22 protein-coding genes are annotated in these 21,417 nt (G+C 65.7%); 8 read left to right on the top strand and 14 right to left on the bottom strand.

The features are described 5' to 3' along the window. Positions 1 to 132 precede the first annotated feature (132 nt). Positions 133 to 1,452, bottom strand: a complete 1,320-nt coding sequence (locus ACY8GK_RS00820) for a DEAD/DEAH box helicase (protein WP_462402033.1) — start codon at positions 1,450 to 1,452, stop codon at positions 133 to 135. Positions 1,453 to 1,593: 141 nt separating this feature from the next. On the opposite strand from ACY8GK_RS00820, the gene ACY8GK_RS00815 reads away from it, so the two are divergent. Then, positions 1,594 to 2,886 (top strand): mechanosensitive ion channel family protein, encoded by a 1,293-nt coding sequence (locus ACY8GK_RS00815; RefSeq protein ID WP_462402032.1) that lies wholly within the window; start codon positions 1,594 to 1,596, stop codon positions 2,884 to 2,886. A 17-nt stretch (positions 2,887 to 2,903) separates the two neighbouring features. On the opposite strand, the gene ACY8GK_RS00810 is transcribed toward ACY8GK_RS00815, so the two are convergent. Then, positions 2,904 to 4,217, bottom strand: a complete 1,314-nt coding sequence (locus tag ACY8GK_RS00810) for a sigma-54 interaction domain-containing protein (RefSeq protein WP_462402031.1) — start codon at positions 4,215 to 4,217, stop codon at positions 2,904 to 2,906. A gap of 193 nt (positions 4,218 to 4,410) precedes the next feature. Between ACY8GK_RS00810 and ACY8GK_RS00805 the strand changes: the two genes are divergently transcribed. From ACY8GK_RS00805 to ACY8GK_RS00795, 3 genes are read left to right on the top strand one after another with little or no spacing between them, the layout of a single operon-like run. Then, complete coding sequence (locus tag ACY8GK_RS00805) at positions 4,411 to 5,295, top strand: MBL fold metallo-hydrolase (RefSeq protein WP_462402030.1); 885 nt, start codon at positions 4,411 to 4,413, stop codon at positions 5,293 to 5,295. Between the two features lie 28 nt (positions 5,296 to 5,323). Next, on the top strand, positions 5,324 to 6,625 hold the full coding sequence (locus ACY8GK_RS00800) for an NAD(P)/FAD-dependent oxidoreductase (RefSeq protein WP_462402029.1): 1,302 nt from the start codon (positions 5,324 to 5,326) through the stop codon (positions 6,623 to 6,625). Between the two features lie 5 nt (positions 6,626 to 6,630). Then, positions 6,631 to 7,458: a sulfite exporter TauE/SafE family protein gene (locus tag ACY8GK_RS00795; RefSeq protein WP_462402028.1), complete on the top strand. Its 828-nt coding sequence runs from the start codon at positions 6,631 to 6,633 to the stop codon at positions 7,456 to 7,458. 94 nt (positions 7,459 to 7,552) lie between these two features. On the opposite strand, the gene ACY8GK_RS00790 is transcribed toward ACY8GK_RS00795, so the two are convergent. The 6 genes from ACY8GK_RS00790 to ACY8GK_RS00765 all read right to left on the bottom strand — a co-directional run bounded on the left by ACY8GK_RS00790 (position 7,553) and on the right by ACY8GK_RS00765 (position 12,536). Continuing rightward, complete coding sequence (locus ACY8GK_RS00790; RefSeq protein ID WP_462402027.1) at positions 7,553 to 8,065, bottom strand: DUF6508 domain-containing protein; 513 nt, start codon at positions 8,063 to 8,065, stop codon at positions 7,553 to 7,555. 34 nt (positions 8,066 to 8,099) lie between these two features. Continuing rightward, positions 8,100 to 8,981, bottom strand: coding sequence for a carboxylate/amino acid/amine transporter (locus tag ACY8GK_RS00785; protein ID WP_196180287.1), 882 nt, complete (start codon positions 8,979 to 8,981; stop codon positions 8,100 to 8,102). 133 nt (positions 8,982 to 9,114) lie between these two features. Then, complete coding sequence (locus ACY8GK_RS00780) at positions 9,115 to 9,447, bottom strand: ribonuclease E inhibitor RraB (RefSeq protein WP_196180286.1); 333 nt, start codon at positions 9,445 to 9,447, stop codon at positions 9,115 to 9,117. Positions 9,448 to 9,629: 182 nt separating this feature from the next. Next, positions 9,630 to 9,866 carry a hypothetical protein gene (locus ACY8GK_RS00775; protein ID WP_196180284.1) on the bottom strand — a complete coding sequence of 79 codons (237 nt, stop codon included), beginning with the start codon at positions 9,864 to 9,866 and terminating at the stop codon, positions 9,630 to 9,632. Between the two features lie 147 nt (positions 9,867 to 10,013). Further along, positions 10,014 to 12,077, bottom strand: a complete 2,064-nt coding sequence (locus tag ACY8GK_RS00770; RefSeq protein WP_462402026.1) for an LTA synthase family protein — start codon at positions 12,075 to 12,077, stop codon at positions 10,014 to 10,016. Between the two features lie 276 nt (positions 12,078 to 12,353). Further along, positions 12,354 to 12,536: a PLDc N-terminal domain-containing protein gene (locus ACY8GK_RS00765; RefSeq protein WP_196180280.1), complete on the bottom strand. Its 183-nt coding sequence runs from the start codon at positions 12,534 to 12,536 to the stop codon at positions 12,354 to 12,356. 128 nt (positions 12,537 to 12,664) lie between these two features. Here ACY8GK_RS00765 and ACY8GK_RS00760 point away from each other — a divergent pair, with 128 nt between their 5' ends. Next, positions 12,665 to 13,603, top strand: a complete 939-nt coding sequence (locus ACY8GK_RS00760) for a ZIP family metal transporter (protein WP_462402025.1) — start codon at positions 12,665 to 12,667, stop codon at positions 13,601 to 13,603. 4 nt (positions 13,604 to 13,607) lie between these two features. Here the strand turns inward: ACY8GK_RS00760 and ACY8GK_RS00755 are convergent, their stop codons facing one another. Further along, entirely contained in the window at positions 13,608 to 14,138 is a 531-nt protein-coding gene (locus tag ACY8GK_RS00755; RefSeq protein WP_196180276.1) for a hypothetical protein, read from the bottom strand. A 57-nt stretch (positions 14,139 to 14,195) separates the two neighbouring features. Beyond that, positions 14,196 to 14,723, bottom strand: a complete 528-nt coding sequence (locus ACY8GK_RS00750; RefSeq protein WP_462402024.1) for an ankyrin repeat domain-containing protein — start codon at positions 14,721 to 14,723, stop codon at positions 14,196 to 14,198. 280 nt (positions 14,724 to 15,003) lie between these two features. Between ACY8GK_RS00750 and ACY8GK_RS00745 the strand changes: the two genes are divergently transcribed. After that, the gene (locus tag ACY8GK_RS00745; protein WP_196180272.1) at positions 15,004 to 15,276 is read left to right on the top strand and encodes a DUF3509 domain-containing protein; all 273 of its coding nucleotides are present in this window, start codon (positions 15,004 to 15,006) and stop codon (positions 15,274 to 15,276) included. Between the two features lie 110 nt (positions 15,277 to 15,386). Here the strand turns inward: ACY8GK_RS00745 and ACY8GK_RS00740 are convergent, their stop codons facing one another. Genes ACY8GK_RS00740 through aroC form a run of 3 tightly spaced genes read right to left on the bottom strand, consistent with a single transcriptional unit; the run spans position 15,387 to position 18,203 of the window. Next, positions 15,387 to 15,923, bottom strand: a complete 537-nt coding sequence (locus ACY8GK_RS00740; RefSeq protein WP_196180271.1) for an oxidase — start codon at positions 15,921 to 15,923, stop codon at positions 15,387 to 15,389. After that, a complete protein-coding gene (locus ACY8GK_RS00735; RefSeq protein WP_196180269.1) occupies positions 15,910 to 17,076 on the bottom strand; it encodes an MFS transporter in 1,167 nt (388 codons plus the stop codon). The genes ACY8GK_RS00740 and ACY8GK_RS00735 overlap by 14 nt, the downstream gene beginning before the upstream one ends. A gap of 41 nt (positions 17,077 to 17,117) precedes the next feature. Beyond that, positions 17,118 to 18,203 carry a chorismate synthase gene (gene aroC / locus ACY8GK_RS00730; RefSeq protein ID WP_196180267.1) on the bottom strand — a complete coding sequence of 362 codons (1,086 nt, stop codon included), beginning with the start codon at positions 18,201 to 18,203 and terminating at the stop codon, positions 17,118 to 17,120. Between the two features lie 158 nt (positions 18,204 to 18,361). Here aroC and ACY8GK_RS00725 point away from each other — a divergent pair, with 158 nt between their 5' ends. Beyond that, entirely contained in the window at positions 18,362 to 19,324 is a 963-nt protein-coding gene (locus ACY8GK_RS00725) for an alpha/beta hydrolase (RefSeq protein ID WP_196180265.1), read from the top strand. A gap of 122 nt (positions 19,325 to 19,446) precedes the next feature. Next, positions 19,447 to 20,235, top strand: coding sequence for a hypothetical protein (locus tag ACY8GK_RS00720; protein ID WP_196180264.1), 789 nt, complete (start codon positions 19,447 to 19,449; stop codon positions 20,233 to 20,235). 115 nt (positions 20,236 to 20,350) lie between these two features. Here ACY8GK_RS00720 and prmB read toward each other — a convergent pair whose 3' ends face one another. Then, positions 20,351 to 21,259, bottom strand: a complete 909-nt coding sequence (gene prmB / locus ACY8GK_RS00715; protein WP_196180263.1) for a 50S ribosomal protein L3 N(5)-glutamine methyltransferase — start codon at positions 21,257 to 21,259, stop codon at positions 20,351 to 20,353. Positions 21,260 to 21,417 lie beyond the last annotated feature (158 nt).

The following is a 21,417-nucleotide window of genomic DNA, read 5'->3' as shown; positions in this document are numbered from 1 at the left end:
TCGCCTGTTTTCGCCTTGCCTGTTCGCCGCTCGGCGACTTTTCGTACAAAGCCTAGGGTCGGCGTCGGGGCCGCCGACACATCTGCACGGGCTCATAGCGGGCACAGGTTGCAAGGACGGTACCCGCGTGGCTCATTCAGCCGCCGGCGCCCGCTTCTTCAGCGGTGCCAGCCCATCGGCGCTGGCCAATGGTGCCTTGGCCTTCGGCCGTGCTGCCGGCTTGCGCTTGGCGGTGACCTTCTTGTCGGTCTTCTTCTCGATCTTTTTCTTCTTGCTGCCGGCCGCCTTGCCCGATGCCTTGACCTTCTTCGGTCCGCCGTAGCTGCCCTTGAGCTCCTTGACCACTCGGCGCTCGAACTGCTGTTTGAGGTAGCGTTCGATGCTCGACATCAGGTTCCAGTCGTTGTGGCAGATCAGCGAGATGGCCAGGCCCTCGCCGCCGGCACGGCCGGTACGGCCGACGCGGTGCACATACTCGTCGCCGCTGCGCGGCATGTCGAAGTTGATCACCAGGTCCAGGCCCTCGATATCCAGCCCGCGTGCCGCCACGTCGGTGGCCACCAGGACCTTCGAGCCGCCCTGCTTGAAGCGCTCGATGGCCAGCTTGCGGTCCTTCTGGTCCTTTTCGCCATGCAGCACGAAGGCCTTGACCTCCTTGGCCACCAGGTGACCGTACAGACGGTCGGCCCAGGCGCGGGTATTGGTGAAGATGATCGCCTTCTGGTACGTCTCGTTCGCCAGCAGCCACTGCACCAGCTGCTCCTTGTGCTGGTCGTGGTCGGCGGTGATGATCTGCTGGCGAGTGCCCTCGGCCAGTTGCGAGACGCTGTTGAGCATCAGGTGCTCGGGATCTTTCAGCACCTTGCCGATCACCTCGCGCAACGCCGCGCCGCCGGTGGTGGCGGAGAACAGCAGCGTCTGCTCGCGATTGGCGCATTCCTGGCACAGCCGCTCCATGTCCTCGGCGAAGCCCATGTCGAGCATGCGGTCGGCTTCGTCGAGCACCAGCACCTGCACGTGGGACAGGTCCAGGTTGCCGGCGTTGAGGTGTTCGAGCAGCCGGCCCGGGGTACCGATCAGCACGTCCGGCACCTTGCGCAGCAGTGCGGCCTGTTCCTTGAAGTCCTCGCCACCGGTGACCAGGCCCGACTTGATGTAGGTGAACTGGGAGAACAGCTGGACCTGCTTGAGGGTCTGCTGGGCCAGCTCGCGGGTCGGCAGGAGGATCAGCGCGCGAATTTCCACGCGGCGCTCGCGCAGGTCGACCAGGCGGTTGAGCAGCGGCAGCACGAAGGCCGCGGTCTTGCCGCTGCCGGTCTGTGCCGTCACGCGCAGGTCACGCCCTTGCAGGGCCAGGGGAATGGCCGCCGCCTGCACCGGGGTCGGCTCGACAAAGTTCAGCTCGGCCACGGCTTTGAGCAGGCGTTCGTGCAGGGCGAATTGGGAAAACACGGATGTAACCTCGGGCATGTGCGGAAATTCAGTTGCATAGGGTAACGGTTTCCAGCGTTGCCGCCGAATTTCTTTTGCCCGCCGGTGCCCCTTCCGCGTTCTAATGGCGCCTCGTTTGGCCATACAGATGTACCTGAACCCATGGATATCCGACAACTCTGGCTCGACACCCGCGACATGTGGGGCAGCCTCGATCAACACCCCATGTTGCACGCCGCGCTCGGCCTGGCGGTCCTGCTGGCGCTGTCGCTGGCGATCGGCCGCCTGGCCCGCTTCCTGGTGCTGCACGCCAGCCGCCTGCTGGCCCGCCAGCCGGCGCTGCGCTGGCTCGACGACCTGCGTCACAACAAGGTCTTCCACCGCCTGGCGCAGACCACGCCTTCGCTGGTGGTGCAGTTCGGCCTCAAGCTGGTGCCCGGCCTCAACGCCACCAGCGAGCACTTCCTGGGCAACCTGGCGCTGGCCTTCACCCTGCTGTTCCTGACCCTGGCGGTGGCCTGTCTGCTCGACGCCCTGCTCGATATCTACGCGCGCACCGAACACGCCCGTACCCGCTCGATCAAGGGCTACGTGCAACTGGCCAAGATGGTGCTGTGGGTGTTCAGCGCGATCGTCATCGTCGCGACCCTGATCGATCGCTCGCCACTGCTGTTGCTGTCGGGCCTGGGCGCGATGTCGGCGGTCCTGCTGCTGGTCTACAAGGATACCCTGCTGTCGTTCGTCGCCAGCGTACAGCTGACCAGCAACGACATGCTGCATGTCGGCGACTGGATCGAGATGCCGCAGGTCGGCGCCGACGGCGACGTGGTAGACATCACCTTGCACACGGTCAAGGTGCAGAACTTCGACAAGACCATCGTCTCGATTCCCACCTGGCGCCTGATGAGCGAGTCGTTCCGCAACTATCGGGGCATGCAGCAATCGGGCGGCCGGCGGATCAAGCGCAGCCTGTTCATCGACGCCACCGGGGTGCGCTTCCTCACCCATGAGCAGCAGCAGCGCCTGTCCGGCGTGCAACTGCTGGGTGACTACCTGGCGACCAAGCGCCAGGAGCTGCAAGCCTGGAACCAGGCGCTCGGCCAGGTACCGGACCTGGCCGCCAACCGCCGCCAGCTGACCAACCTGGGCACCTTCCGCGCCTTCGCCCTGGCCTACCTGAAGAACCATCCCGACGTGCATCCGCGCATGACCTGCATGGTCCGTCAGCTGCAGGCCACCCCTGAGGGGGTGCCACTGGAGATCTACTGTTTCACCAACACCACGGTGTGGGCCGACTACGAGCGGATCCAGGGCGACATCTTCGATTACCTGCTGGCGGTGCTGCCCGAGTTCGGGTTGGGCTTGTATCAGCAGCCTAGCGGGAATGACATGCGAACCGGCTTGGCAGGTGGGCCGCGGGCACCGGCTATAGCCGTGAACCGGCAGCCAGCCTGAAGCAACCCGGCCAGGCGCTACCTGCCACCCTGCAGCGCCTTGAGCCTGCGATACAAGGTCCGCTCGCTCAAGCCGAGTTCCCGGGCCAGTTCAGCCCGGGAGCCCTGGAACACGTTGAGCAAGTGCGCCACCTGCTTCATGTCCGGCGCGTGACCGTCACTGGTCGACGGCGCCAGGCTGCCGCCAAGTTCCTCCGGCAGGTCCTGGCGTCGGATCACTCCGTCGTCGCTGAGCAGGCAAGCCCGCTCGAGAATGTTCTTCAGCTCGCGGATGTTGCCTGGGAACAGGTAGCGTTCGAGGCACTCCAGGGCTGCCGGGTCGACCTGCCACTGCGCCCCTGGGGCGATCCGCTCCAGATGGCTTTGCACCAACAGGGGCAGGTCCTCGGTGCGCGCCCGCAGCGGCGGCAGCAGGATCGGAAATGCGCTGATCCTGTAGTACAGGTCCTGGCGAAAGGTGCCCAGCTCGATCATTTCCCGCAGCGGCTTGTGCGTCGCCACCACCAGGCGGAAATCGGAATGCACGGTCCTCAGGCTGCCGACCGGCCTGAAGCTGCCAGCTTCGATCAGGCGCAGCAGCTTCACCTGCATCGACAGTGGCACGTCGCCGATTTCGTCGAGAAACAGCGTGCCGCCGTGTGCCGCCTCGGCCAGGCCGATCTTCTTCTGGAACGCGCCGGTGAATGCGCCCTTTTCGTGGCCGAACAGCTCGCTTTCGAACAGCGACTCGGTCAGGCCGGTGCAATCGACCACCACGAAGGGGCCGGCGGCGCGTTCGCTGCCGGTGTGCAAGGCCCTGGCGAAGAGCTCCTTGCCGGTACCGGACTCGCCCTGCAGCAGGACCGGGATCGAAGCCGGAGCCGCTCGCTGCAAGGCGCCGAGCGCCGCCTGGAACGCCTCGCTCTTGCCGACCAGGCCTTGCCGCTGCGGCTGGGCCGAAGCCAGCTCGACGCTCTTGAGGCGTTCGACATAAGCGACGAGGTGGCCGTCCGGGCCGAGCAGCGGGCGCAGTTCCACGTCGACGTGTTCAGGCCCACGAGGCGTGTGGTGGATGTGCAACACGCGCTCGGCCCGGCGCGTCTCGGCGGCCTTGCGCATGGGGCAATGCTCGCCCGCCTGGTCGCAGGGCACGGCATAGGCGTGGGAAACCTTGAAGCATTTCGCGCCCAGGTGCGGCTTGCCTTCGACACCGAAGTGGCGCTGATAGGCGCCGTTGGCGGCGATGATGTTGTAGTCCAGGTCGAGAATGATGCTTGGACAATCGTCATGCTCGAGATAGGAGGCCAGTGATTGCACATCCGGACGCTCATCTACCGGGACAGGCGCAGACATCGAATTCTCCTGGTCGGGTACTTCTGCCACATACTGCCACGAACTGCCAGGCGTCTGCCATTGGCACTGACACATCCCCTCTCGAGGCGTGGCATGGCATGGCTGAAACCCAGCGCAAGCGGGCCATAGGAGGCTGTCGACGAGCTGGCATGGATCTTGATCCAGCCCTCCAGACAGACCGCAGGAGCCTCTCATGAACATCGGCAAGCACATCGAGGTCGAGCCGTTCTTCGACCCGAGCACCTCCACATTCAGTTACCTGCTGCTCGACCGCGCCAGCGGCCATTGCGCGCTGGTCGACTCCGTATTGGGTTTCGACCCCAAGTCGGGGCGTTCCGACACGGCCCCGGCAGATCGGTTGATCGCGCGCGTGGCCGAACTGGGCGCGTCGGTGCAGTGGATCCTGGAAACCCACGTCCACGCCGACCACCTGACAGCAGCGCCTTACCTCAAGGAGCGGCTGGGTGGAAAGATCGGCATAGGCAGCCGGATCACCAAGGTCCAGCAAGTCTTCGGCAAACTGTTCAACAGCGAGCCCACGTTCAAGCGTGACGGCAGCCAGTTCGACCACCTGTTCGAGGATGGCGAGGCCTTCGCCATCGGCAATCTCGCGGCCAGGGCCATGCACACGCCCGGCCACACGCCGGCCTGCATGAGCTATGTGGTCGAAGATGGCGAAGACGGCATCGCCTTCGTCGGTGACACCTTGTTCATGCCCGACTACGGAACCGCCCGTTGCGACTTTCCCGGCGGCGACGCCAGGACGCTGTACCGCTCGATCAGGAAGATCCTGTCGCTGCCCGGCCAGACGCAGCTGTTCGCCTGCCACGACTACGGCCCCAATGGCCGACCCGTGCAGTGCGTCAGCAGCGTCCAGGCCCAGCTCGAGTCGAACATCCATGTGCACGAGGGCATCAGCGAGGACGCCTTCGTGAAGATGCGCGAGGCACGCGACTCCACCCTGGACATGCCCGTCCTGCTGCTGCCCTCGGTTCAGGTGAACATGCGCAGCGGCCATTTGCCCGAGCCCGAATCGAACGGCATCCGCTATCTGAAGATCCCGCTCGACCAGTTCTAAGCTCATCGACTTCTACAGGAAACCCTCCATGCACACGCAGCACACGCCCTTGCAGCCGGACACCACTGACACCCCTGACCGCCCACGCAGCCCGGACCTGCACCACCAGGTGGTGATCGTCGGCGCCGGCTCGGCGGGCATCGCCACCGCCGCCAGCCTGAAGGCTCGCCAGCCGGAGCTGGACATCGCGCTGATCGATCCGGCCGATGTCCACTATTACCAACCCGGCTGGACGATGGTCGGCGCTGGCGTTTTCGACGCCAGCTCCACCGCCCGGCCCCTGGCCTCGGTGATTCCACCAGGCGTCGACTGGATCAAGGCCGCGGTGGCAACGTTCGCCCCTGAACACGACAGTGTGACGCTGGACAACGGCAAGGTAGTGAAATACCAGCAGCTGATCGTCTGTCCCGGCCTGAAGCTGGACTGGGCAGCCATCGAGGGACTCGAGCAGACACTGGGAGCCAATGGCGTCACCTCCAACTATCGCTACGACCTGGCGCCCTATACCTGGCGGCTCATCCAGCAGTTGCAGGGCGGCACCGCGCTGTTCACCCAGCCGCCCATGCCGATCAAGTGCGCCGGAGCGCCGCAGAAGGCTTTGTACCTGGCCTGCGATCACTGGCACGGCAAGGGCCTGCAGGGCCAGGTGAAAACCCGCTTCTACAATGCCGGTGGCGTGCTGTTCGGCGTGGCTGCCTATGTGCCGGCGCTGATGCGCTACATGGAGAAGTATGCCGTCGACCTTCGCTTCGCCCATCGGCTGGTCGCGGTGGACGGCCCCAACCGCCAGGCCACGTTCCTGCGCACCGGTGAGGACGGCGTGAGCGAGCAGGTCGTCGAGTCGTTCGACATGCTGCACGTGGTCCCACCCCAGGTGGCGCCCGACTTCATCCGTTCCAGCCCACTGGCAGATGGCAACGGCTGGGTGGATGTCGACCCGGCCACCCTCGCCCATCGTCGCTACCCGAACATCCACGCGCTTGGCGACGTGGTCAATACCAGCAACGCGAAGACCATGGCCGCTGCCCGCAAGCAGGCCCCGGTCGTGGCCATCAACGTTCTCACCGGCCTCGGCTTGGGCCGCTCGACGGCAGTCTACGATGGCTATGGTTCCTGCCCGCTGACCGTCGAGCGAGGCAAGATCGTGCTCGCCGAGTTCGCCTACGGCGGCAAGCTGGCACCGAGCTTCCCAACCTGGCTGCTGGATGGACGCCGACCTACCTGGCTGGCCTGGCAGCTGAAGGCGCGCTTTCTGCCCTGGTTCTACTGGCGCGGCATGCTCAAAGGCCGCGAATGGCTGACCGGCACCACGTTGCGGGACGAGGCCTAGCGCCAATGGTCGAGCATGGCCTACTGGGCACGGCGCTGGGCTTCGTGATCGGCGCGGTGCTCGCGCTGACCGGGGCCGGGGGCGGCATACTTGCGGTACCGGTACTGGTGTTCGGGCTCGGGCTGAGCGTGGCGCAAGCCGCGCCGGTCGGCCTGTTCGCCGTTGGCCTGGCCGCCACGCTTGGCGCGTTGCTGGGCCTGAAGCAAGGGATCGTGCGCTACAAGGCCGCCACGCTGGTAGCGCTCATGGGCGTGGTCATGGCACCGGTGGGCCTGCATCTGGCCCGGCAGATTCCCAACGCGCCGCTGGCATTGCTGTTCTCGGCGCTGCTCGTGCATGTCGGCGTGCGCCTGTTTCGTCGCGCCAGCCAGGCCGCCAGAGGTGACGCAGCGCCGGTTCGAGCGGCGATGATGCCCTGCGTGCTCGACCCCATCAGGGGCCGGTTGGGCTGGACCTTGCCATGTGCCCGGGCACTGGCTGGCACCGGCCTGCTGGCCGGACTGCTGTCGGGCCTGCTTGGTGTAGGTGGCGGCTTCGTCATCGTGCCTGCCCTCACGCGCTACACCAACCTGGAAAATCGCAGCATCATCGCCACTTCGCTGGCGATCATCGCCATGGTTTCGCTGGGCAGCGTGACCACGACGGCCTTGGGCGGGATGCTGCTGTGGGAGGCGGCGATTCCGTTCGCCCTGGGTACCGCGGCGGGGCTGATGGCGGGCCGCCTGGTCGCCGAGCGCCTGTCGGGGCCGCGCCTGCAGCAAGCCTTTGCCGGCGTGACGATCGTCGCCGCCATATTGCTCGCCGGCAAGGCGCTGGCGGCTTACCTGGCCTGACCTGCCTGCTTCGAAGCCGCGCAGGTCAGCCAGGTCGGGCGCGCGTTCCAGGCGGTAGCGCCCACCGGCGAGCTGCGTGGGTGCTCTGGTGCGCTCATCGAGCCGCCGTGACGTCGCTCGCTCCAGCCGCGAGGTCACGCAGCACGACCAGCCTGCGCAGCAGGTGCAACACGCGACCGCTGTCGATCATCGCTGCCCAGTGCCCATCGCAGAAGCGCTCGCCGCGCACGCACCAGGTCAGCATGCTGCGCATTTGCGCAAGGTTGGCCTGGGCGATGCACGCGGGACTGTCCAGTAGCGCGCCGGCGCCATTGGCCCGGTAGTCAGGGTCGCTCCAGCAGGGCTTGGCCAGACAGTCGTAGAAGGCATCGACCACAGCCGGGTAGGTTGGCCAATGGGCACCATGCTCGTAGCGACAGGCCTCGATGGCGACGCCGTCCGGGTAAAGGCGCGGCAGGAAGGCAATCAGCTCGTCCATGTCGGCAACCTGCACGGCCGTCTCGTCCGCTGACTCGGTCGAGGCCGGGCAGCCCATGGTCGCCGGCTCGCTGCCAAGCCAGGCACGAACCCGCCGCCGTGTCATCACCCACCATCGGCCTTGCCACATCGGCGCGCCCTCCTCCAAGCTGTGCCCACGGCCATCAGCGAGCCGCTAGCGGTCCGGATTGTCCCTGCTGGCGAGCCCCCAGGCGGCTGAGCCAGACCGAGGCGAGGATCACCGTGCCACCGATCGCCAGCCGCCCCAGCGGCTCGTCCTGGTTCCAGATCAGCAGGTTGAGCAGCAGCCCGACCGGCACGTGCAGGTTGTTCATCACCGCCAAGGTCGCGCCGGAAACCAGGCAGGCGCCCTTGTTCCACCAATACAGGCCCAGCGCGGTCGGGCACAGGCCGAGGAACAGCAGCACCAGCCACTGGGTAGCGGTGCCTGGCAGGTGCTCGACGCTGCCGAACGACAGGAAGGCCGGCAGCACCACCGCCAGCGCGCCCAGGTAGAAGTAGCCGAAGCGCCGGTAGTGCGGCAGGTCGCTGGGATGACGGGCCACCAGGTGGCGATACAGCACCTGGCCGGCCGCATAGGTGAAGTTCGCCAGTTGCAGCAGCAGGAAGCCGATGAAGAAGTCGCCGCTGATGCTGTCGAAGCGGATCACCGCCGCGCCTGCCACCGCGACCAGCGCGGCCAGCAGTGCCCATGGGTTGAAGCGCCGGTTGAAGGCGTCCTCGATCAGGGTCACGTGCAGGGGGGTGAGGATGGTGAACAGCAATACCTCCGGCACCGTCAGCACACGGAAACTCAGGTACAGGCAGACATAGGTCACCCCGTATTGCAACGCGCCGATCAGCAGCATCGAACGCAGGAAGCCCGGCTCCACCTGGCGCCAGCGGGTCAGCGGCAGGAATACCAGGCCGGCCAGCACCACCCGCGCCAGCACGGCGAAATAGCTGTCGACCTGCCCGGCCAGGTATTCACCAATGAGGTTGAAGGAAAACGCCTGGATCAGTGCGACGATAAACAGATAGCCCATGGTTGCCTCTCGTGATCAAGGCGGCGACCTTAGCGGTTGGTCTGCTGGCCGGCAACCCCTGGCGGTGTGGGGCCATGCGCACGGTCCACGGGCTCGGACTGCCTGGAGCGAGCGGCTCCAGGCGCTTCGGCGCTCAGGCGAGAATGCGTTCCTGCTTGACGCCCCAGCCCTCCACTTCACCGCCCAGTGGTTCTATCACGGCCTCGAACGCTTGCTCGAAGGCGCCGATCCCGGTGTAGGTGGCGAACATGACCTTGCTCAGTTGCAGGTGCCAGGCGCCATCGTCCAGCTCGCACACCTGAGCATTGAGCGACTCGCCGCGGAACTGCCCGGCGGCCTGGCGCGCCCCGGCTTCATCGGGAAACGTGGCGTAGAACTCGATCGGATGGATGCGGGTGAAATCGAATCCGCCAGCTTTCATCTGGCGCAGGACATTGCTGCTGACATCTTCATTCTGGCTGCTCATGAAACGTCCTCCGAGTAAGACAATGGATAGACTTTCAGTGCTGGGGCACCTGCCAGACGCAAGCGATGCGCCTGGTAACGCGAGCTGCTGCAAGACGCGAATGAACCGGATCAGGCAAGCCGCGCTGGCGGATCTTGCCTGAGTGCAGGGTAGCGCCTGCCTAGGGCGCCGGCAACGGTCGGTCAGGACCGTTCACTGATGCCCAGGATGGTCACGCTGCTCTTTTCCTTGAGCAGGTGTTCGGTGGGCGAGTCGACTCGGTTCTCGAAGTCGTTCAAGTCTGCCTGTTCCATGACAGGAAAGAACCGCGCTCGGATCGCCCGCGCCGCGTCTTCGTGGCTGGGGCACTCCTCCCCGCTGTACACAAGAGAATTCTGCACACCGTGTTGATCCAGGAAGATGATTTCCCATTCTTTCATTGGCCTTGACCTCTCAATCGACGAACATCGAGTGACGCCCGTTATCGCTTGACCTGCCTGCCTGCCTTTTTGTTCAGGTCGGCGGATCGCAGGTCGAAAAAAAGGCGCGCCGGTCGTCCGGCGCGCCTCGATGCCCCCTGGGTCAGCTCATTCGGGGGTGCCGTGGACCACGCCGGCGGTGTTGTCGAGCAAGCTGCGCGTCGCGGTCTGGATGTACGACTCGAGCTTTTCCAACAGTTGCGGCTGGTCGGCGCCGTGGATCGGCTCGGCCTTGAACTCGCGGCCCAACTGGTAGCGGTACAGGCGTGGCTCCATGTCGCGGGATTCGATGAGGATGCGATCGCCCTGCACCAGCCCGACGATCTGTTCGCTGCCCGAAGGCTTGATGATGCCTACGCCCGGATCGCCTGGCGGCAGGTTCAGCAGGTCACGCCCCCAGCACTGGTGACGGGTCTGGCCACCGAGGCGACCCATGATGGTCGGCACGATGTCGACCTGGGTGCCGACGGTATGGTTGACCGCGCCGAACTTCTCCTGGATACCGGGGGCGATCAGCAGCAACGGTACGTTGAAGCGGCCCAGGTCCAGTTCGGTAACCTGCTGGTGGTTGCCGAAGCCATGGTCGCCGACGATCACGAACAGGGTCTCGTTGTAGTACGGCTGCTTGCGCGCCTTCTCGAAGAACTGGCCCAGCGCCCAGTCCGAATAGCGCATGGCGGTCAGGTGCTCGTCCAGGCGTCCCTGGCCGGTCACCGGGGCGACTGGCAGGTCCTTGGGCAAGGCATACGGCGTATGGTTGGACAGGGTCTGCAACAGGGCATAGAAAGGCTTCTTGCCATAGTTGTGCGCCAGTTCCTCGGCCGCCCGGTCGAACATGTCCTGGTCGGACACGCCCCAGGTCGGGTCGGAGAACACCGGATTGACGAAGTCGTTGCGGCCGATGAAGGTGGTCATGCCCTGGTTGCCGAAGAAGCCGGACTGGTTGTCCCAGGCGAAATCACCGTTGTAGACGTAGACGTCGTCGTAGTCGCGGGCGCTGAGCAGCGCCGGCAGTCCGGACAGCTTGTGGCCACCTTCGGGCGTCTGCATCAGGTATTCGAAGCCTGGCAGGTTGGGGAAGCAGGCCATGGTGGCGAACATGCCCTGATGGGTATGCGTGCCATTGGAGAAGAAGCGGTCGAACAGCAGCCCTTGCTTGGCCAGTCGGTCGAAGTTGGGCGTGATCTGCTCGGTGCTGCCCAGCGCGCCAACCGAATGCCCGGCGAAGCTCTCCATGAGGATCACCACCACGTTGCGGATCGGCAGCGTCCGCTCGGCAGGTGGCAGGAAGTCACGGCGCACTGCCGCGCTGTCGGCATCGGCCAGGGTATCGGCAGGCGTGAGCAGCAAGTCGCGTACGTTCTGCTGGGCTTTCTGCGGATCGAGGGTAGGCTTCCAGATATTGGCGCGGTCCTCGCCGAAACGGCTCTTGGCCGCATCGATCAGGGTCAGTGTACCGTTGAGGCCCAGCTGGTTGACGAAATTGGAATCGGTGGTGAAGGCATCGCCCCAGCGCATCGGCGGCCCCTGGCGCAAGGTGCCGCGCGCGGCGACCACCGCCAGCAGCAGGATCACCATGAACACCGCCAGGCGGTTGTACCACGGCGTGGCCGGCCGTGGCGCGCCGCCGATGCTCCGGGTCAGGCGATCGATGCCCTTGAACAGCAGGCTCAGCAGCCAGGTGCCGAACAGCCAGGCCAGCACGTAGCGAACCACCGGGAAGCCATACCAGAGCATGCTCAGCACGGTCTTGGGGTCTTCCTTGATGTATTGGAAGACCAGGCCGTTGAGGCGCTGGTGGAACTCGCGGTAGAAGTCCATCTCCACCAGGCCGAGGAACATCACCAGGCTCGAGGCCAAGGTCAGCCAGAGCCGGAACAAGCCGCGCGCGGCCATTGCCCTGGGCACCAGCACGGCCAGCAGCAGCGGAATGCTGATGTAGACCACGACCCGCAGGTCGAAGCGCAGGCCGTTGAGAAAACCTTCGGCGACGGTCGACCACGGCGTCTGGCCGACCATGTCGCTGTTGTAGAGCAACAATGCAAGGCGCACCAGGCTGAGCATCAGCATGATCAGCAGGCCGCTGAGCAGCGTGTAGGCCAGGTGTGATCTGAGGGTCGGCGCGAATGGGCGGGACACCGCCCCGTGCTTCAAGGCATCCGTGTTGGCCATGAATGGTAAGGTCCTGGAATTGCGGGTTTGCGAGAGGGCACGCCTGCCTTGGCGGCAGGGGTCGAGCGGTCATTGGCTTGCGCGAAGACAATTGGGCCAAGGCCGTATCGTGCGGCGCGGATTGTCGGCAATCACGTGTGAAAATTGTGTGACGAGGCTGCTGCAGGCGCCTGGCCAACCGCACGAGCAGCCAGATACCGGCCGGTCGGGAGCACTTGCCGCCGCGCCACGGTTCGCCTCGTCCGCTGCGCCAGCGCCGACGCGCTACGTTAGCGGCTAGCGTCCCCTGGGCCCGGCGATCGCCCAGATGATCAGGCCCACGACCGGCAGCAGGAGGATGAGCAGCACCCAGAGGATCTTGGCGCCTAGCCCCGCACTGCTTTTAACGACGTTGATGATCGCCCAGATGTCCAGGGCGAAAATGATCAGGCCGACCAGGCCGTTGAATGTCGATCCCATGTGCATGCCTCCCGCTGCGGTTGCCCTCTGGCTGAGCATAGTCGGCTATCGGCTCGATAGAAGGAATCCCGGCGCGTTCGCCAGGTCAAGACAGTAGACTGCCTTCACCTTTCGTCGACGAGGTCCGCATGCCCCCAGCCCATACCCACAGTGCCATCCCTTCGACCATGCGCAGTGCCTGGCGGGAACAAGTCCTGACCACGCCGTGGTTGAGCGCGGGCCTGGGCGTGAGCCTGCTGGCGATCCTGGCGCTGCTCGGCGCCAGTATCTGGAATGCCTTCCAGGGCGAGCATTCGCACAACCTGCACCTGGCGTTTCTCGGCGGTTCCTCGGGCTTTGCCGCCACGGCGCTGGGTGCGGTACTGGCCGTGGTATTGCGCGATGTCAGCAGTCGCAACCAGGATGTGATGCTCGGCTTCGCCGCGGGGATGATGCTGGCGGCCAGCTCGTTTTCGCTGATCCTGCCCGGGCTGGACGCTGCCCGGGAAATCACTGGCAGCGGCAGCGCCGCGGCGTTCACCGTGGTGCTTGGCATGGCGCTGGGCGTGCTGCTGATGCTCGGCCTGGATCGCTTCACGCCCCATGAGCACGAAAGCACCGGGCCTTGCGGTCCCGAGTCGGCGCGCATCAGCCGGGTCTGGCTGTTCGTGCTGGCGATCACCTTGCACAACCTGCCGGAAGGCATGGCCATCGGCGTGAGCTTCACCAATGGCGACATGGCCGTGGGGCTGCCGCTGACCAGCGCGATCGCCATCCAGGACATTCCCGAAGGCCTGGCGGTGGCCCTGGCCCTGCGCGCGACGGGCCTGTCCAACTTCAAGGCCGCGCTGGTGGCGATCGGCTCGGGATTGATGGAGCCGCTGGGTTCGGTGATCGGTCTGGGCATCTCCACCGGCTTCGCCCTGGCCTATCCGGTGAGCATGGGGCTGGCCGCCGGCGCCATGCTGTTCGTGGTCTCCCATGAAGTCATCCCGGAAACCCACCGCAACGGCCACCAGACCTCTGCCACCCTTGGCCTGATGGGCGGCTTCGCGGTAATGATGTTCCTCGACACCGCCCTGGGCTGACCGCTCAGACGTGCGCGGCGACCCGCAGGGCCTCCAGGGCAGGCGCCGCGGCGATGCCCAGCTCGGCGCTCAGCTCGAGCAGCCGCGCCAGGTCGTGCTGGCCGACCAGCACCATCTGCAACTCGTCGTCCAGCAACTGACTGAAATTGACTAGCACGTAGCCGCCGGCTTCCTTGTTCAGTGCCGCCATCTGCACCTGGATACGGTTGAGCGCGGTCAGCGGTTCGGTGCGCGCCAGTTGCTTGGGCTTGAGGTTGAACGGCACGCTCTTGTCGAACGATTCGGTGATCCGCTGGAACAGCTCCTGGTAACTGTCGGCCTGGAACAGCACGGTGTCGGGCAGGCTGCCGACCACCACCCACTCGCCCAGCGCAATCGGGAAACTGTCGTCGTAGTTGACGTCCGGGTTGGCGGCGAGAAAGCCGGCGGGGTCGGCATAGGCCTGGGCGGCTTCCTCGGCGATCCGTTCGATCTGCTCGTCAGGCATGCAGCCGGCACCGACGAGGCGAATGAGTTCGAGCAACTGGTCTTTCATGAGGGCCCCTGCGAGCGAAAAAAGTCGCCAAGGATAGCCCCAATCAGCCCGCGACGGCTAACCGACCAGCGCCTGCAGGCGCGCGGCCGTATCGGGAGCGCCCATGGTCACGGCCGCGGCGAGGGCATCGGTGCCTCGCGCATCGCGGTGCCTGGGGTCTGCGCCCTGCTCGAGCAGGTACTCGAGGATTTCGCTGCGATTGAACATGGCAGCCAGCATCAGCGCGGTACGACCATCGGCCGCAGCGGCATCGACCGGGACCCCATGCTCGATCAACAGACGAATCATCGCCAGGTCGCCCTTGAAGGCCGCGCCAGCGATCGGCAACTGACCATTGTCGTTGGCCAGCAGCGGATCGGCGCCACGCTCGAGCAAAGCCTTAACCGCAGCCTGATGGCCATGGTAGCTGGCGAGCATCAGCAAGCTATCACCCTTCTGGTTGCGCAGGTTGACGGGCAAACCGCTGTCCACCAGCCGCGCAAGCATCTGCGCATCGCCTTGGCGGGCCCGCTCGAAGACCTGTTCGGCGAATTCGATGGCTTCTTCATCGGTCATGGTCGAACCTGACTGGCCAGCATCGGACATCTGCACTCTCCTGCTTCTGGGAATTGCGTCTTTATCAAGCATAGGCAGCGCTGCAGGAAAGAAGGTTCCAGCGTGACCATGCCAGGTCGGGGCACACCGACTGCGAGCGCCATGCAAAATGCACTGTGCAAAATGCACGACCATGCACTATGCACGGCGAAGGTGTTTGAAAACACTTCATAACATGTTGATTTAAAAGGGATTTTTCAATCGGGAAAACCTGGCACGCTCGCTGCACTCATCCATGTCAATTCTGTTCACACAACATTCGGAGTAGGACATGGACCTCATTCAGGAAAAATTCGCTTCGGTCTTCGCAGCCTATCAAGTCGCCACTCAGCCTCGCCCCGACGGCGGTATCCTGCTGACCCTGCGTGGCAGTGATGGCAAGGTGACCCGGCGCGTCCTGTCGTACGCTCAGTTGCACAGCGCTGAACAGCTCTCCTGGGCCATCAGCGCGATTCGCCGCGATCTTGCCGAGCAGGCCAGCGAGCTGCCCGTGATCTCGATGTTGCAAAGCCAGCAACGCTTCGCCCTGCCGACCTACCGCTAAGTGGCTGCAGGACACTCGCAAGACCGGCCGTCCCGCCAGAAGCATCGCGGAGGCAGGCCGATCTTGCGATCGTACCTGGCGACGACCCCAAGCCTTTCACCTGCCTGACATCAGAGTTCGTCGATGCCGGGAAATTCCCGTGCTTGCGCATTCCCGGTGAATCGAGGCATCACCCCTCGCTCATGCTCGAACAACCTCAGCGCCAGGCAGAACGGCCTTTCCCCCAGTTCGAACCAGCGCGCCACACCCGCCGGGATTCGAACCAGATCACCCTTTTCGCACAGCACGGACAGCACCTGGTCGGCCAGGCGCATGGCTACCTGCACCCGACCACCGAGTACCGTCAGGACCTCATCGACCGGATGCACGTGCTCATCGCGCAGCCCAGCCGTCGTGGCATCCACGCCGTCGCAATTGAGCAGGCGCACGGCCTGGCAGTGATACGCGCCCTGTAAGCCATCCAGCGTGGCCGCGCACTGCTCCAGCACTGCCTGGCTCGGCGTGCCGGGGCGCAGCGACACACCGCTGTCCCAACGTTCGAAGCGCACGCCTTGCTCGGCCAGGGTCGTGACGACGTCCTCATGGTGGGTCAGGACCTTGCCTGGCAGGTGCGCGCTGGAGGCATGGAAAACGCTAAGGATGCTCATCGGGGACTGTCCTGCTCTGCTTCATTCGGATGATCATGATAACGGCTGCCATACAGGCGGCCAGACTGGCTATACCAAAGGTGGAGCGTGGGCCCAGGAGCGTCCAGGCATAGCCGGAGTACAAGGCGCCCAAAGCGCCACCAGTGCCGGCCAGGGCGGCGTACAGCGCCTGTCCCTGGCCTTGCTGGCGCGCGGCGAAACTGCCCTGGACGAAGGCGATCGAGGCGGCATGGAAGCAACCGAAGGTGGCGGCGTGCAGCCCCTGCGCCAGCAGCAGTACCGCAGGCACCTGCGCCAGTTCGCCCAGCAGCAGCCAGCGCAGCCCCGCGAGCAGGAAACTGGCCAGCAGCACCTGCTGCACCGAGAAACGCTTGAACAGCCGGCTCATGAGCATGAACACCAGCACTTCGGCGAGCACGCCCAGCGCCCAGAGCAGGCCGATGGCTCCACGCCCGTAGCCCAGGTGCTCCAGGTGCAAGGTGAGGAACGTGTAATAAGGCCCATGGCTGAGCTGCATGAGCGCCACGCACACATAGAACCCCGCGACGCCGGGCGCCGCCAGCTGCCTGAGGAAGCCACCGCCGCTGCCTCGCTCGGCGTGCTCGACCGGCCTGGCGTCCGGCACCCATAGGCTGGCGCCCAGAATGCCGGCCATGATCGCCAGCACGGCCAGCGGATAGATATCCAGGCTCAGCCATTCGAACAATCGCCCCAGGCCGATCACCGCCAGGATGAAGCCGATCGACCCCCACAGCCGGACCTGGCTGTAGCGCGCGGTCTGCCCATGCAGGTGAGCCAGGGTGATCACTTCGAACTGCGGCAGCACCGCATGCCAGAAGAACGCGTGCAAGGCCATGACCAGCGCCAGCCAGGCATAGCTCTTGCCCAGCAAGATCAGCGCGAAACTGGCCAGGGTCGACAAGGCCCCCAGGCGCACGATGAGCAGGCGCCGGCCACTGCGGTCGCCCAGCCAGCCCCACAAGTTCGGCGCGATGCAGCGCATCAGCATGGGGATGGCCACCAGCTCGCCGATGCGCGCCGGGGAAAACCCCAGGTGGTCGAAGTACAGCGCCAGGAACGGCGCCGTGGCGCCCAGCAGGGCAAAATAGAACAGATAGAAGCTGGACAGCCGCCAGTAGGGGATCGGCGCCACGGCTCAGCAGGCCCGGGCGCCGACAGGCGCGCCAGCCAGGTTCAACGCAGCACCGGCGTGGCTACCTTGACCTCGGCGTTCTGCGCGCGATGACGCAGCAGGTGGTCCATCAGCACGATGGCCATCATCGCCTCGGCGATCGGCGTGGCGCGGATGCCCACGCAAGGGTCGTGGCGACCTTTGGTGATCACCTCGACCGGGTTGCCATGCACGTCGATGGACTGCCCCGGCGTGGTGATGCTCGAGGTCGGCTTGAGCGCCAGGTGGGCGACGATCGGCTGGCCCGAGGAAATGCCGCCGAGAATGCCGCCGGCGTTGTTGCCCTGGAACCCCGCCGGGGTCAGTTCGTCACGGTGCTCGGTGCCACGCTGGGCGACACTGGCGAAGCCAGCCCCGATTTCCACACCCTTGACCGCATTGATGCTCATCAGTGCATGGGCCAGGTCGGCGTCCAGGCGATCGAAGATCGGCTCGCCCAGGCCAGGCATCACGCCTTCGGCGACCACGGTGATCTTCGCGCCGACCGAATCCTGATCGCGGCGCAGCTGGTCCATGTAGGTTTCCAGCTCGGCGACCTTGTCCGGATCGGGGCAGAAGAAGGCGTTCTGCTCCACCGACTGCCAGGTCTTGAACGGAATCTGGATCGGCCCAAGCTGGCTCATGTAGCCACGCACGCGGATGCCCTGGCTGGCCAGGTACTTGCGGGCGATGGCCCCGGCGGCCACCCGCATGGCGGTCTCGCGCGCCGAGCTGCGACCACCGCCACGGTAGTCGCGGGTACCGTACTTGTGGTGATAGGTGTAGTCGGCATGGGCCGGGCGGAACAGGTCCTTGATGGCCGAGTAGTCCTTGGACTTCTGGTCGGTGTTGCGGATCAGCAGGCCGATCGGGCAGCCGGTGGTGCGGCCCTCGAACACGCCGGAGAGAATCTCGACCTCGTCGGGCTCCTGGCGCTGGGTGGTGTGCCGGCTGGTCCCGGGCTTGCGTCGATCCAGGTCGTGCTGCAGGTCGGCCAGGGAAATCTCCAGGCCCGGCGGGCAGCCGTCGACTATGGCGACCAACGCCGGACCATGGCTCTCGCCAGCGGTGGTGACAGTGAACAGCTTGCCGTAGGTATTGCCGGACATGCAGGACGCTCCGCGAATCAGCCTGATTTGAACAAGGCCGCCAGTATACGCAGGCCTACCGGGTTGTTCATCCCCGCAAGCAGAACCTTGCGGGCGCCGACCATGTCCAACCGGCATCCCACCGTGAAGGAGCGGCCCGGCGCCGCGCTGGTAGTTCGATGAAGTCGCGCATTGTCGCCTTGTTCCTGCTGTGCTGTACCGGCCTGGCCCAGGCCGCCTCCCCCACCGTCCTGCAACGCCCGATCGACCTGCAGACCGACCAGGGCGTGCTGCATGGCAGCCTGCTGCTGCCGCAGGGCGACACCCCGCCGCCGGTGGTGCTGATCATCGCCGGCTCCGGTCCGACCGACCGCGATGGCAACAACCCGGCTGGCGGTCGGGTCGACAACCTCAAGCGCCTGGCCTGGCTGCTGGCCGACGCGCATATCGCCAGCGTGCGCTACGACAAGCGTGGCGTGGCGGCCAGCCAGCCGGCCACCCCGGACGAGCGCGACCTGAGCGTGGAACGCTATGTCGCGGACGCCAGCGCCTGGGGCCGCATGCTCAAGGCCGACCCGCGCTTCGGCCAGCTGATCCTGATCGGACACAGCGAAGGCGCGCTGATCGCCAGCCTGGCCGCCGAGCCCGCTGGCGCCAGCGCCATCGTCAGCCTGGCCGGCAGCGGCCGACCACTGGCCGAGGTCGTGCGCGAGCAACTGGCGCAGCGTTTGTCCAGGCGCGAACTGGCCCGCGGCAACGCCCTGCTCGACCGTCTGCAGGCCGGGCAGACCAGCCTGGACGTACCGGCGCCGCTGCGCCAGGTCTTTCGTCCCAGTGTCCAGCCCTACCTGATCTCGCTGTTCCGCCAGGATCCAGCGGCGGCCTTCGCCCGGCTCACGATTCCCGCCCTGATCATTCAGGGGCGCAACGACGTGCAGGTGGACGTGGCCGACGCCGAACGCCTGAAGGCGGCCCGGCCGGACGCGCAGATGGTGCTGATCGACGGCATGAACCACATGCTGCGCATCAGCCCGGCCGACATGAGCGAGCAACGCGAAAGCTACAGCAACCCGGAATTGCCCTTGGCCCACGAGCTGGGCGAACGGATCGTCAGCTTCATCCGCGGCCTGCCGACGAGCTGAGCGCAGCGCTCAGGTTCTGCCTCGCCTGGCCGATACGCTGATATCCGACCTTGGGCCACGCCGCCACGCCGTGTGCGTACGCTGGCGACCCGATCGTTCGAACAGCCTGCGAGGAATACCCGATGAGCGAAGCCACCCCCACCGAGCCTGCCGGGCAGGAGCCGTCTGCCAGCGACAGCCCCGCCCTGCCCTGGGCCGAGGTGGCGGTCGAGCACTTCCAGCTGTTGCGACTGGCGCCATTGCCGACGGATCGCCTCAAGGGGCCACGTCCGTTGCGTTTCGTCGAATTTGGCCATGCCGAGCGCCACGGCCTGGCGCTGAGCCTGCTGCGCCTGGAAATCCGCCTGCCCGGGGAACGCGTGCGCAAGGAGCAGAACCGCCTGGACGTCTGGGTCGACCATGAACAGCGCCAGGTGCGCCTGGGTGACCTTCAGGGCCTGCAGATGGAGCCGACTGACCGCGGCCTGGGCCGCTTCCTGCTGTCCCAGGCGGTGCAATGGCTGCAGGCACGCTGGTCGCACTATCAGGTCGAGCGCATGGAGCTGCCGGTCAAGGACGCCATCGACCCCGAGGCCCGCCTGCGCCGCGACCACGTGCTGCGCGCCATCGGTCTGCGTCTGGAACACGCCGAAGGCCAACAGCTCAAGGGCTGCATCGTCGAGACGCCGGTCGGCCAGCTCAGGCAAGGCTACAACAGCGAGAAAGTCCAGCGCCTGGACATGCTCGAAGCCGCCGGCCTGCTGCAACAGGCCGACCAGCAGTTGCAGGACAAGGAAGCGCAGCTGCGCGAGCGCGACGAACGCGTGGCCCGCTACCGTCGCGAAGACGGCGGCTTGCGCTTCACCATCACCTGCCTGGTGGCCTTCGCGGTGTTCCAGGCGGCCCTGCTGATCTGGATGGCTACCCGGTGAGGCCGGGAGCTGCAAGCGGCAAGCGGCAGGCTGACCGAGTAGCCTTTGCCAGCGCCTGCATGCTCAAGGCCGGCGCGGGGTGCGCTAGTCACACGATCAGCTTGTAGCGTGCGGCTCAGGTTCGGGATTGGAAGAGTGCCTGGTGGTCGCGGCACTGTTGCGCGGTCAGCATGAATACACCGTGCCCGCCGCGCTCGAATTCCAGCCAGGCGAAGTCGACCTCGGGGTAGAGGTTGGCGACATGCACCTGGCTGTTGCCGACTTCGACCACCAGCAGGCCTTTCTCGGTCAGGTGGTCGGCGGCTTCGGCCAGCATCCGGCGCACCAGGTCCAGGCCGTCGCTGCCGCAGGCCAGGCCGAGCTTGGGTTCGTGATGGTACTCGGCCGGCATGTCGGCGAAGTCCTCGGCATCGACGTACGGCGGGTTGGACAGGATCAGGTCGAAGCGCTGGCCGGGCAGGCCGGCAAAGCCATCGCCCTGCACCGTGTAGACACGATCCTCGAGGCCATGCCGCTCGATGTTGCGGTTGGCCACTTCCAGCGCCTCGAACGACAGGTCCGACAGCACGACTTCGGCCTCGGTGAACACGTCGGCGGCGACGATGCCGATGCAGCCCGAGCCGGTGCACAGGTCCAGGATGCGCGCCGGTTCGTCGGCCAGCCAAGGGGCGAAGCGTTTCTCGATCAGCTCGCCAATCGGCGAGCGCGGCACCAGCACGCGGTCGTCGACCACGAACGACATGCCGCAGAACCACGCCTCGCCCAGCAGGTAGGCGGTCGGCACCCGGTCCTCGATACGCCGCTTGATCAGGTGCTGCAGACGGACACGCTCATCGTCCTCGAGCTGGCAGTCCAGGTAGCCATCGGCCATTTCCCACGGCAAATGCAGCGCCCCGAGGACCAGCATCCGGGCTTCGTCCCAGGCGTTGTCGGCCCCGTGGCCGAAGAACAGGTCATGCTCATGGAAGCGGCTGACGGCCCAGCGGATATGATCGCGCAGCGTGCGCAGGCGGGATGTGATCACGAGAAACTCCTTATCAGACAGTACAAAAGTCTAACAGCACCGCGAGGGAAATGTTCCCTCGGCCTGCACCGCGCCGGCGCCGCAGGCCAGGAATCATGCTGTCTGAGCTGTCAACCATTCCCATTGAAGCGCTGGCAAGTGACAATAGGGGCACAAAA

The sequence above is a fragment of the Pseudomonas sp. Marseille-QA0332 genome (assembly GCF_054950175.1).
This window is presented reverse-complemented; position numbering and strand designations above follow the sequence as displayed.